Consider the following 12,303-nt stretch of genomic DNA (forward strand, 5'->3'; position numbering starts at 1 on the left):
ACATTATTGCCAGCGAGAAATCTCAATCACTTCGCCGCCCGGGGGCACGTCTTCGTCGTCATGCGTGACCAGAACCACCGGAATATTGCGTGCGCGGGTAGTGTCAAATACCCATGCCCGAAACGAGGCGCGTAACGCATTATCGAGACGGCTGAACGGTTCATCCAGCAGTAACGCCTGCGGCTCTGCAAGCAGGGCACGCAGCAGACTGACCCGGGCACGTTCGCCGCCGGAAAGGGTCGCCGGATCGCTGGCGTAATGCCCGGCAAGCCCGGCAGAACCGAGCGCCTGCTCGACCGCTTCCCGCCGTGCTCGTCCGACAATCCGTTCAGGTAATGCCAGCAGCAAATTTTGTCCGACGCTGAAATGGTCAAACAGCAGGGCATCCTGAAAGAGGATCCCCAACCCGCGGGCCTCCACGGGCAGTCCGTCGCAGCGACGTTCATCAAGCCACAGTTCGCCCTGAGCCTGAAAGTCGTCTGACAGTGCGCCCACCATCCAGGCAAAAAGGGTTGATTTTCCGCTGCCGGAAGGGCCCATCAGCGTGACTATTTCGCCGCGTGGCACACAAAAATTGACCTCGCGGAAAAGCGGTTCAATGGTGAGATTGCTGACCTGCAGCATTAACGTAATCCTCGTCGGTAACGGCTTGCGAGCCGGGATAGCAGGGCGGCAAGGCCAAACACGCTCCCCGTGACCAACAGCAACCCCAGCGCCCGGTTAGCCAGAAGCGGAATGCTGCCTCCACTGCTGAGCGCCACGGTTTCAGTGGTCAGCGTCGCAAAACGGCCTGCGCCCAGCCAGAGGGTTGGCATGTATTGCGCCATGCTGACGGAAAACCCGGTCGCGAAAGCCAGCAGCGCCGGGCGTACCAGCAAGGGGCATTTCAGCCAGCAGAAGATTTTTCCCCGCCGCCAGCCGAGCGTTCTGGCGGTAAGGATCAGCCGGGGATCGATCCTCTGCCAGGCCGGCTGGAGGACCAACAACATCCACGGTAAAACCCACAGCAGATGGCTCCACAGCACGGCGGCATAGTGTCCGTCGAGACCCAGTCGCAACGCGATAACATATTGTCCGGTAACGAGGGGCAGCGCCGGCAGCGCCAGCGGCAACCACACCCACAGCGTGCCTCGCTGCGGTCCCCACTCAAGCCAGAGAACAATTACCCCCAGCGAAATCAGGCTGGCGAGCAGGCCAAAGGAGAGGCTGGCGCCAACCGCACCGATGTCGTCCCGCTGCGCCAGCATGAGCAGCACGACCGCGCAAAGCACCCCGCAGGCGGGCAGAAATCCGCTAAGCAGACGCGCTGGTGGGGCGATAAGCGACATTCGACGGCGTCCGCTCAGATCCGGCAGCGTGCGACGCCAGAGTCTCCATGCGCCGTAACCCAGTACAGAAAGCGCGGCCAGCAGCAGAAGGAGAAGCAGGCACAGCAGCGTTCCCTTTGTCTGCTGCTGCGCATCGCCCTGACTGAGCCACTGCCACGCCAGTACGGCAAGCGTCGGGGGATTGCCAGGCCCGAGCACCATCGCCACGTCCACAACCGACAGGGACCAGGCCAGCACCGCCAGCATCACCGCGCCAAGAGCCGGCGCGATCGTTGGAAGGATGAGCCAGTTCAGCGCCTGAAAACGCCCGTAGCCGAAGGTATGCAGCACGACCTTTTGCTGCGCAAGGCGTTTTTCCGGCAGGACGGCGTAAAGGGCCCACAGCACAAACGCGCTCTCTTTTACCGCAAGCGTCAGCCCCAGCCCTGCACCGTATCGGTCAAGCGGCGGCGTACAGACGCTACACACCTGATACAACAGGCCCCCTTCGGCAAACAGCAGTAAAGCGCTGGTGGCAAAGGCCACATGAGGAACGGCGAGCAGCCACGTCAGCCGGCTGCTGAGCCGTCGCCAGCGCTCGCCCGGCCACAGGAGGGCCACGATCACCAGAGCGATAAACATCGACCCCAGCGTCGCGATAAGCGTTGAGACCAGCGTGGCGACCGTAGCCTGTGGCAGCTGCGGGTCGTTAAACAGCAACTGCCAGTTGTTCAGCGAGAATGCCGGGGCAAACAGTATGGCGGCGGCGGGAAGCAACGGCAGATAGATGACCGCCATCGCCAGCCAGACGAGCCAGCTCAGCGGGTGCCGTAACGACGCAGCCATTCCTGCTCCAGCGCGTTAACCCAGGCAGCGTGCGGCTCGGGAAGCATTTTTGGCAGCCCTGCCGGCGTATGGGCAGTGAGCTGCTTCGCTTCTTTTTCGGGCAGTGTTTTCGCATCCAGTACGCTCGGGTCTCCCCAGATGGCCGGGTCGGCCTTGCGGATTTGCGCCTGCGGTGAAAGGAGGAAATTGGCGACCACCTTCGCGCCTGCGCTTGCACTGGCATTCGACGGAATGGCCACAAAATGGACGTTGCCTATCATTCCGTTGTCAAAACCAACGCTGTAGCTGTCGGCAGGCAGTTCACCGCTGGCCACTTTTTGCTGCGCATGTGCCGGGTTAAAGGTCAGGGAGAGATTGAGGCTACCGCTGGCAAGCAAGGTATCCATTCTGGCGGGCGAGGGAGGAAAGTCCTCTCCCTTTCGCCACAGCAGCGGGTGTAATTTGTCCAGGTAGTGCCACAGCGGAGCCGTCACTTGGGCAAAGGTGTTATCAGGGGCTTTTTGCAACGCCTCCGGGTGAGCGGTGAGGTTCAGGAGCAACTGTTCCAGAAATGCCGTGCCGGTAAAATCGGGCGGGCGTGGGTAGCTGACTTTGCCCGGATGCTGCTGCGCATACGCCAGTAACGCCTGAGGATCGTTTGGGGGCGCAGGCAGGCTTGCGTGGCGGGCAATAAAGGTGAGCTGCGCACCGCCCCACGGGGATTCCGCGCCATCGGTGGGGACAGCAAAATCCTCCATAACCGGTTTGCGGGTATCGACATAGCGCCAGTTGGGCAAGGTCTGCGCCCATCCGGTTTGCAGCAGGTTAGCGGCTTTCAGGGTCCGGAAGTTCTCACCGTTGACCCATAAGAGGTCGACTGAACCGTTCGTTTTCCGGCCTGCGGCGGCTTCTGTTTGAATACGTTTGACCGCATCGGCGGCATCCGCCAGTGGGACGATTTTAAGGGTTATGTCGTAATGCGTTTTCATCTCACCGCTTACCCACTCGAGGTAGCGGTTTACCGCCCGATCGCCGCCCCAGGCGTTAAACCAGACGGTCTGGCCTTTGGCTTGTTGTTGGATAGCCTGCCAGTTGTCCGCTGCAAACAGCGGGGCTGCCAGCAGCAGACCGCTCAGAAACGTGCAAAAACGCACACGGCGCATAATGCCTCACTTTTTTGATGAAGGGGTAAAACGGGAAAACAGCCAGCGCGTCGCCAGCGGCAATAACCCCAGTAGTGTAAAGGCGAATATCAGTCCCGGCGATAAAATATCGCGAAGCGAATTCACTTTCCCCAGCGCGCGTCCGGCGTTCAGAAAGATAATGGTTGCAGGCAGCATGGCGACCTGGCTCACCCACCAGTAGCGACTGACCGCAATACGTGTCAGCCCCATGAGCAGATTCACCAGAAAAAACGGGAACAAGGGCATCAGACGCAGGGCAAAAAGATACCCTGCACCGTCCCGCGCCATACCGGCGTTCACCGTATTCATCTGCGATGTGAATCGCCGCTGTACCCAGTCGCGCAGCAGATAACGGCTGGCAAGCATCGCCAGCGTGGCGCCGAGGGTAGAAGCAAACGAGACCAGCAGGGTGCCTTCCCACAGCGTAAACAGCGCTCCCGCCAGCAGCGTCAGTATCGCCGCACCGGGTATCGACAGGGCGGAGACCAACACGTAGAGGGCGAAAAAGAAAAACGCGCTTTGCCACGGCGCCTGTTCCACGTGCGAGAGGAGCGACTGCTGGTGCGTTTTGATGGTTTCCAGGGAGAGCGTCCCCGGCGGAAGAAAGACGAAGGTCAGAACAAATGCGCCCAGAAGGGCGCACATCAGGAGTATTTTTTGCGTGTTCACACGAGGTTACAGTTTGAATTTCGCCCAGACCGGCGCATGGTCAGACGGTTTTTCCATGCTGCGGATATCGTAGTCGATGCCGGTTTCGATGCAGCGTTCCGCCAGCGGCGGGCTGGCCAGCAGCAGGTCAATACGCAGACCGCGGTTGTCATCAAAGCCTTTTGAGCGGTAGTCAAACCACGAGAAGCGATCCTGCGTTTCCGGGTTGGCGGTGCGGAAAGTATCAACCAGACCCCAGCCGAGCAGGCGTTCCATCCACTCGCGTTCTTCCGGCAGGAAAGAACATTTACCGGTACGCAACCAGCGTTTGCGGTTCTCTTCTCCAATGCCGATATCGAGATCGGTCGGGCTGATATTCATGTCGCCCATGATCAGCACCGGATTCTCTTTTTTCAGTTCGGTGGTCAGGTAATCCTGCAGATCCTGATAAAACTTTGCTTTGGCCGGGAATTTTGTCTCATGGTCGCGGCTCTCACCCTGCGGGAAATACCCGTTAATCACCGTGATATTGCCCAGTGGTGAAGGAATTTCCGCCATGATGATGCGACGCTGCGCTTCGCCATCATCGCCCGGGAAGCCACGACGTACGGAAACCGGCGTCTCTTTGGTCAGCAGCGCCACGCCATAGTGACCTTTCTGTCCGTGATAGAAGACGTTGTAACCGAGCTTCGCCACCTCTTCGAGGGGGAACATATCGTCGTGAACTTTTGTCTCCTGCAGGCCGATCACATCTGGCTGATGTTGCTCAACAATTGCTTCAAGCTGGTGAGGGCGGGCACGCAGGCCGTTGATATTAAAAGAGACAAATTTCATAGTCGCTGCCAATGCAAGGTGAATAGTGCATGGATGGTAGCAGAATTTGCGTCAACTGTTACGGGGTTCGACCAATAACTGCGACAGATCATGCCAACGGTGCAATATTTGCACCATTCTGACGCGCATTGCCCCCCAACAGGGCGTAAAGAACCGATAAATTTCGCGAGCGATCACAATTCCAGAATTATATTTGGCTTCTGCATACTCTTTCTTATTTTCGTGCGGCAAAGCGCCGCTTGTCGTAAAAATATTCACTTTTTATGCAATAACAGTGAATAACTCCATATCGTAACTTATTGATATTCTGTAACCCTAACCCGTTTATGCATTTTTATCGCTGGCTGGCACGAAGGCTGCAATCTACATTCACAGTGCAAACACTCAATTATTTAACATCTAAATAACCTTTTATTTACCGGATGAGGTCGCTATGTCTCTGTCAATTACGCGTGAAAATTTCGATGAATGGATGATGCCGGTTTACGCTCCGGCGGCTTTTATTCCGGTACGGGGGGAAGGCTCACGCCTGTGGGATCAACAGGGCAAAGAGTATATCGACTTTGCAGGCGGGATTGCGGTAAACGCGCTGGGTCACGCGCACCCGGCACTGCGTCAGGCGTTAAACGACCAGGCGGCGAAGTTCTGGCATACCGGTAACGGTTTTACCAACGAGCCCGCTCTGCGACTGGCGAAAAAACTGATCGACGCAACGTTTGCCGAAAAAGTCTTTTTCTGTAACTCAGGTGCGGAAGCAAACGAAGCTGCCCTGAAGCTGGCGCGCAAATATGCACACGATAAATTCGGCGTTCATAAGAGCGGCATTGTGGCGTTTAAAAACGCGTTCCACGGCCGCACGCTCTTTACCGTCAGCGCTGGCGGTCAGCCGTCATACTCGCAGGATTTTGCGCCACTGCCGCCGGATATTCGTCACGGCGTGTATAACGATCTGCAGTCCGCCAGTGAGCTTATCAACGACACCACCTGTGCGGTGATCGTCGAACCTATGCAGGGTGAGGGCGGGGTCCTTCCGGCGCAAAAAGCGTTCCTGCAGGGGCTGCGTGAGCTGTGCGATCGTCATCACGCGGTGCTGATTTTCGATGAAGTCCAGACGGGTGTGGGGCGTACCGGTGAGCTGTATGCCTATATGCACTACGGCGTAACGCCGGACGTGCTCTCTACGGCGAAAGCGCTGGGCGGCGGCTTCCCGATTGGCGCCATGCTGACCACCGATAAATTCGCCAGCGTAATGACCGTGGGTACGCATGGTACAACATACGGGGGTAACCCGCTGGCTACCGCCGTGGCCGGACAGGTTCTCGACATCATTAACACGCCGGAAGTGCTCAAGGGCGTTAAACAACGTCATGACTGGTTTGTTGAGCGCCTGAACGCCATCAACAGCAAGACGGGACTGTTTAAAGAGATCCGCGGTCTGGGTCTGTTAATTGGCTGCGAACTCACACCTGAGTTTGCCGGAAAAGCTAAACTTATTTCACAGGAAGCGGCAAAAATGGGCGTGATGGTACTGATTGCCGGTGCCAACGTGGTGCGTTTTGCCCCTGCGCTGATTGTCAGCGAGGAAGAGGTGAGAACCGGTTTAGACCGTTTTGCACTGGCCTGTGAACATGTGAAGTCCGGGGTGTCATCATGATGGTCATCCGTCCCGTTGAGCGCGGCGATATTGCCGGGCTCATGCAGCTTGCCGGTAAGACGGGAGGCGGGCTGACCTCGCTTCCTGCCGATGAAAAAACGCTGTCGGCGCGCATTGAGCGCGCCCTGCAAACCTGGCAGGGGACGTTGCCAAAAAGCGAACAGGGTTATGTGTTCGTTCTCGAAGATACCGACACCGGTACCGTGGCCGGCATTTGCGCAATCGAAGTGGCCGTCGGGCTTAACGACCCGTGGTACAACTACCGTGTCGGTACGATGGTTCACGCCTCAAAAGAGCTGAACGTCTATAACGCGCTGCCCACGCTTTTTCTCTGTAATGACCACACGGGAGCCAGCGAGCTTTGCACGCTGTTCCTCGATCCTGCGTGGCGGAAAGAGGGCAACGGTTATCTGCTCTCCAAGTCGCGCTTCATGTTTATGGCCGCGTTCCGCGATCGTTTTAACGAAAAGGTCGTCGCCGAGATGCGCGGCGTGATCGACGACACCGGCTATTCACCTTTCTGGGAGAGCCTCGGCGAGCGCTTCTTCTCGATGGAGTTCAGCCGGGCGGACTATCTGTGCGGCACCGGGCAGAAAGCGTTTATCGCCGAACTGATGCCGAAACATCCCATCTATACCCATTTCTTAAGCCCACAGGCGCAGGCGGTGATTGGCGAAGTGCACCCGCAAACCGCGCCGGCCCGGGCGGTGCTGGAAAAAGAGGGTTTCCGCTACCGTAACTATGTGGACATCTTTGACGGCGGACCCACCCTGGAGTGCGATATCGACCGCGTGCGTGCGATCCGTAAAAGCCGGCTGGTTGAGGTTTCCGAAGGCCAGCCTGCACCGGGTGAGTGGCCGGCATGTCTGGTGGCTAACGAGCAGTACAACAATTTCCGCGCCATGCTGGTGCGAACCAACCCGAAAAGTGAACGTCTGGTGCTGACGGCCGCGCAACTGGATGCCCTGAAATGTAACGCCGGCGACACGGTTCGCCTGGTGCGTCTCTGCCCTGAGGAGAAAACAGCATGACTTTATGGATCAACGGTGACTGGGTCACGGGCGAAGGCGAGCCGCGCATAAAGACCAATCCGGTCGGACAAGAAGTGCTCTGGAAGGGAAATGACGCCAGCGCCGGACAGGTCGAACAGGCCTGTCACGCTGCCCGTCGCGCTTTCCCGGGATGGGCGAAACAACCGTTCTCCGTACGTCAGGGAATAGTCGAGAAATTTGCATCACTGCTGGAGGCCAATAAAGCCGAATTGACGCGCGTTATCGCTCAGGAAACCAGCAAGCCGCGCTGGGAGGCGGCCACGGAAGTGACGGCGATGATCAATAAAATCGCCATTTCGGTGAAGGCGTACCATACCCGTACCGGCGAGCAACATACCGATATGCCTGACGGCGCGGCCACGCTGCGCCACCGTCCGCACGGCGTGCTGGCGGTATTTGGCCCCTATAACTTCCCGGGGCATCTGCCGAACGGGCATATCGTGCCCGCGCTGCTGGCGGGCAATAGCGTGATTTTCAAGCCGAGTGAGTTAACGCCACTGACCGGTGAAGCGGTGGTGAAGCTCTGGGAACAGGCTGGTCTGCCGCACGGGGTGCTCAACCTGGTGCAGGGGGGACGTGAAACCGGCCAGGCGCTGAGTGCGTTGAGTGATATCGACGGCCTGCTGTTTACCGGCAGCGCCGGAACAGGCTACCAACTGCATCGCCAGCTGGCGGGGCAGCCGGAAAAAATTCTCGCGCTGGAGATGGGCGGTAACAACCCGCTGATCGTTGAAGATCCTGATGATATCGACGCGGCGGTGCATTTGACCCTCCAGTCAGCGTTTATTACCGCCGGACAGCGCTGCACCTGCGCGCGTCGTCTGCTGGTGAAACGGGGTGCACAGGGCGATGCCTTCCTCGCGCGGCTGGTGGAAATCAGCGCACGTCTGGTACCTGCGCAGTGGGATGCCGACCCACAGCCGTTTATTGGGGGGCTGATTTCCGAGCAGGCCGCGCTGAACGTGCTGAAAGCCTGGCAGGATCACGTGGCGCGCGGGGCGAAAACCCTGCTTGAACCAAAGCAAATCAAGCCCGGAACATCGCTCCTGACGCCGGGCATTGTTGAGATGAGTGGCGCACGCAACGTGCCGGATGAAGAGGTCTTTGGCCCGCTGCTCTGCGTCTGGCGTTATGACGATTTTGACAGCGCCATTGAGATGGCCAATCACACCCGCTATGGACTGTCGAGCGGTCTGATTTCCCCGCATCGTGAGAAATTTGATCAGCTGCTGCTCGAAGCACGCGCCGGGATTGTGAACTGGAATAAACCGCTTACCGGTGCGGCGAGTACGGCACCGTTTGGCGGGGTAGGCGCTTCGGGTAACCACCGCGCCAGCGCATGGTATGCCGCAGATTACTGCGCGTGGCCGATGGCGAGCCTGGAAACGCCTGCGCTGACGCTGCCGGAAACGCTGAGTCCGGGGCTGGATTTTACTCAGGGGGATCGTCATGAAAGCGCGTGAAGTCAACTTTGACGGGCTGGTGGGGCTAACGCACCACTATGCCGGCCTCTCATTTGGTAATGAAGCCTCGACGAAGCACCGTTTTCATGTCTCTAACCCGAAACTGGCAGCGAAGCAGGGGCTGCTGAAAATGAAAGCCTTGTCGGATGCCGGTTTCCCGCAGGCGGTGATCCCGCCGCAGGAGCGTCCGAACGTGGCGGTGTTACGTCAGCTCGGCTTTAGCGGCAGCGATGAGCAGGTTATCGAAAAAGCGGGTACGCAGACGCCGCACCTGCTTTCAGCGGCGAGCTCTGCCTCGTCGATGTGGGTGGCAAACGCTGCTACCGTTGCACCGTCGGCCGATACGCTGGATGGCAAAGTACATTTAACGGTGGCGAACCTGAATAACAAATTCCATCGTGCTACCGAAGCGGAGACGACCGAGCGCGTTCTGCGTGCGATTTTCCGTGATGAGGCTCACTTTGAGGTCCATCAGGCGTTGCCACAGGTGGCCATGTTCGGGGATGAAGGAGCGGCAAACCATAACCGTCTTGGGGGGGATTATGGCGATCCCGGCGTACAGCTGTTCATTTACGGGCGAGAAGAGGGCGGCCATTCGGCGCCTGTCCGTTATCCCGCCCGCCAGACGCTGGCGGCAAGCCAGGCCGTCGCGCGGCTGAACCAGGTGAATCCCTCACAGGTGATTTTTGCTCAGCAGAACCCGCAGGTGATTGACCAGGGGGTTTTCCACAATGACGTCATTGCCGTCTCTAACCGCCAGGTGCTGTTCTGCCATGAGCAGGCGTTTGCCCATCAGGAGAAGCTGCTCGCTACGCTGCATGAGCGGGTGCCGGGGTTTATGCCGATTCAGGTGCCGACCCAGGCGGTCAGCGTGCAGGACGCGGTTGAAACTTACCTCTTTAATAGCCAGCTGTTGAGCCGTGAGGACGGCAGCATGATGCTGGTGCTGCCGCAAGAGTCGCAGGACCATAAAGGGGTGTGGCGTTATCTGTCTGAACTGGTGAAAGCCGATAACCCGATCGATGAACTGCGCGTCTTTGACCTGCGCGAAAGCATGGCCAACGGTGGCGGTCCGGCCTGTTTACGCCTGCGCGTAGTGCTGACGCAGAACGAAATGCAGGCTGTTAATCCAGCCGTGATGATGAATGAGACGCTTTTTAACTCCCTGAATGACTGGGTGGACCGCTACTATCGTGACAGATTAACGCAGGCCGATCTGGTCGACCCTCAGCTACTGCGTGAAGGGCGTGAGGCACTGGACGCGTTAACAACAATCCTGCAGTTGGGATCGGTTTATCCGTTCCAGCGCTAAAGGAGTGGCTATGGAAAATTTACTGGCGTTGACACTGGCCGATGAAACCCCCGAAGAGCGTGAGGGGGAGGGCCCCTCATTTCACTGGCGGTGGTTGGGTCGCGGCGTCCTTGAACTGACACCGGCCGCGAAGAGTGAGTTATCGCTGCTGCTTTCAACCGGCATCCATGGCAATGAAACCGCGCCGGTTGAAATTGTCGACCTGCTGCTGCGCGCGTTGTATCGGGGAGATATCACCCTGCAGTGCCGTCTGCTGGTGGTGCTTGGCAACCCGCCTGCGCTGGCGCAAAACAAACGTTATCTTGAGAGCGACCTTAACCGCATGTTTGGCGGCCGCTGGTCACAATTTGTGCCGGGCGATGAAACGTCGCGGGCGCAGTGGCTTGAGCACGTGGTTGCCACATTTTTCGCCGTGGCCGGTCCCGTGCGCTGGCATCTCGACCTGCATACGGCAATTCGCGCCTCTTATCATGTGCGCTTTGGTGTTCTGCCCCAGCGTAACCAGCCATGGGATGAGGCGTTTCTGAGCTGGCTGGGCGACGCCGGGCTGGAGGCTCTGGTGTTTCATCAGTCGCCGGGGGGCACATTTACCCATTTCACCTGTGAGCATTTCGGCGCGCTGGCCTGCACGCTGGAGCTGGGAAAAGCGCTACCGTTTGGCCAGAACGATCTCACGCGCTTCGCGCCAACGCATCTTGCGCTTCGCGCGCTGCTTGGAGGATTGGCACCCGAGCCAACGCAACAGACTGTCGTGCGCTATCGGGTCGTACAGCAGATCACTCGCCGCAGCGAGGCCTTCCGGCTGCATATGGCCGCCCACACGCTGAACTTCACCCCCTTTCGCAAAGGCGTTCTGCTGGCGGAAGATGGCGACGAGCGCTACGAGGTGCAGAAAACCACTGAATATGTTCTGTTCCCTAATCCATCGGTAGCGTTTGGCCTGCGCGCCGGACTGATGCTGGAAAAAGTGTCCTGAACATCTCCCCTCTCATTGCCTGAGAGGGGAACGTCAAAATATTTTTCTTAGCGATTAAAGCGCAATGACAACTATTGCAGAATATTCCTGGTGAATTGCTTTATTATTGGTCTTCACTTCGCTATACTTTTTTAAATTGCTTTGAAAATCATCATCTTGAATATTTTCGTTGCAACTCTCCATCCTTTATCCTTAATTCCTCCACATTTGGCGATAATTTGTTTTTTACACTTTCATTGTTTTACTGTTGCTCTGATTAATTGACGATAAACCCCGTAAAGTTAATCTCGTCAACACGGCATAGCGCCGAAGAATAACTGAAAGTAAGGAAATAAATTATGCGTAAGTTTACTGCACTGTTTGTTGCTTCTACCCTGGCTCTGGGCGCTACCAGCATGGCGTTCGCTGCAGATACCGCGACCACCACCACTGCCGCGCCTGTCGAAGGCAAAATGATGATGCATCATAAAGGCAAGCCGGGTATGCACCACGAGATGATGATGTTTAAAGATCTGAACCTGACGGATGCACAGAAACAGCAGGTCCGCGACATCATGAAAAGCCAGCGCGACCAGATGAAACGTCCGTCACTGGACGAACGCCGCGCGATGCATGACATCATCGCCAGCGACAGCTTCGATAAAGCAAAAGCCGAAGCGCAGATCGACAAAATGGCTGAGCAGCATAAAGCCCGCATGCTGGCGCATATGGAAACCCAGAACAAGATCTACAACATTCTGACGCCGGAACAGAAAAAACAATTTAATGCCAATTTTGAGAAGCGTCTGACAGAACGTCCAGCAATGGAAGGTAAAATGCCAGCACCAACCGAATAATCGGTTCAACATCTTAAGACCGCCGGGATCCTGTCCACAAAAGCGCTAACGCTGTGGACAGGACCGGCGGTTTTTCTTTCCTGCCCTCTTGTCTGCCGCCGCCAGAGCGGTATTCTCCTGTAGTCGCTTCAGAGAATGTTTGCAGAGTCATGGCGTTATAATTTTTATTAACGTTCCGCTAAGGCCTGCCCGCTCTGCTGCCGATACTGTGT

General features: G+C 57.5%; 11 protein-coding genes. 6 read left to right on the top strand and 5 right to left on the bottom strand.

Annotated elements, in window-relative coordinates:
• Positions 1-3: 3 nt before the first annotated feature.
• Genes QMG44_RS05150 through xthA form a run of 5 tightly spaced genes read right to left on the bottom strand, consistent with a single transcriptional unit; the run spans position 4 to position 4,798 of the window.
• Positions 4-624, bottom strand: a complete 621-nt coding sequence (locus tag QMG44_RS05150) for an ATP-binding cassette domain-containing protein (protein WP_047744471.1) — start codon at positions 622-624, stop codon at positions 4-6.
• The gene (locus QMG44_RS05155) at positions 624-2,153 is read right to left on the bottom strand and encodes a thiamine ABC transporter permease (RefSeq protein WP_086532659.1); all 1,530 of its coding nucleotides are present in this window, start codon (positions 2,151-2,153) and stop codon (positions 624-626) included. Before QMG44_RS05155 ends, QMG44_RS05150 begins: the two co-directional genes overlap by 1 nt.
• Positions 2,126-3,286, bottom strand: coding sequence for an ABC transporter substrate-binding protein (locus QMG44_RS05160; protein WP_404997236.1), 1,161 nt, complete (start codon positions 3,284-3,286; stop codon positions 2,126-2,128). The genes QMG44_RS05155 and QMG44_RS05160 overlap by 28 nt, the downstream gene beginning before the upstream one ends.
• Positions 3,287-3,301: 15 nt before the next feature.
• Positions 3,302-3,985, bottom strand: coding sequence for a TVP38/TMEM64 family protein (locus QMG44_RS05165; RefSeq protein WP_025204411.1), 684 nt, complete (start codon positions 3,983-3,985; stop codon positions 3,302-3,304).
• A 6-nt stretch (positions 3,986-3,991) separates the two neighbouring features.
• On the bottom strand, positions 3,992-4,798 hold the full coding sequence (xthA, locus tag QMG44_RS05170) for an exodeoxyribonuclease III (RefSeq protein ID WP_020884424.1): 807 nt from the start codon (positions 4,796-4,798) through the stop codon (positions 3,992-3,994).
• Between the two features lie 433 nt (positions 4,799-5,231).
• Between xthA and QMG44_RS05175 the strand changes: the two genes are divergently transcribed.
• The 6 genes from QMG44_RS05175 to spy all read left to right on the top strand — a co-directional run bounded on the left by QMG44_RS05175 (position 5,232) and on the right by spy (position 12,091).
• Positions 5,232-6,452 carry an aspartate aminotransferase family protein gene (locus tag QMG44_RS05175; protein WP_014169663.1) on the top strand — a complete coding sequence of 407 codons (1,221 nt, stop codon included), beginning with the start codon at positions 5,232-5,234 and terminating at the stop codon, positions 6,450-6,452.
• A complete protein-coding gene (astA, locus tag QMG44_RS05180; protein WP_014169664.1) occupies positions 6,449-7,483 on the top strand; it encodes an arginine N-succinyltransferase in 1,035 nt (344 codons plus the stop codon). Before QMG44_RS05175 ends, astA begins: the two co-directional genes overlap by 4 nt.
• On the top strand, positions 7,480-8,967 hold the full coding sequence (astD, locus tag QMG44_RS05185) for a succinylglutamate-semialdehyde dehydrogenase (RefSeq protein WP_281853001.1): 1,488 nt from the start codon (positions 7,480-7,482) through the stop codon (positions 8,965-8,967). Before astA ends, astD begins: the two co-directional genes overlap by 4 nt.
• Positions 8,954-10,279 (top strand): N-succinylarginine dihydrolase, encoded by a 1,326-nt coding sequence (astB, locus tag QMG44_RS05190; RefSeq protein WP_281853002.1) that lies wholly within the window; start codon positions 8,954-8,956, stop codon positions 10,277-10,279. Before astD ends, astB begins: the two co-directional genes overlap by 14 nt.
• Positions 10,280-10,289: 10 nt before the next feature.
• A complete protein-coding gene (gene astE / locus QMG44_RS05195) occupies positions 10,290-11,255 on the top strand; it encodes a succinylglutamate desuccinylase (protein ID WP_086532657.1) in 966 nt (321 codons plus the stop codon).
• 338 nt (positions 11,256-11,593) lie between these two features.
• Complete coding sequence (spy, locus tag QMG44_RS05200; RefSeq protein WP_020884420.1) at positions 11,594-12,091, top strand: ATP-independent periplasmic protein-refolding chaperone Spy; 498 nt, start codon at positions 11,594-11,596, stop codon at positions 12,089-12,091.
• Positions 12,092-12,303: the final 212 nt, after the last annotated feature.

The organism is Enterobacter sp. 200527-13 (assembly GCF_027924865.1).
GTDB classification, from domain to species: Bacteria; Pseudomonadota; Gammaproteobacteria; order Enterobacterales; family Enterobacteriaceae; genus Enterobacter; species Enterobacter ludwigii.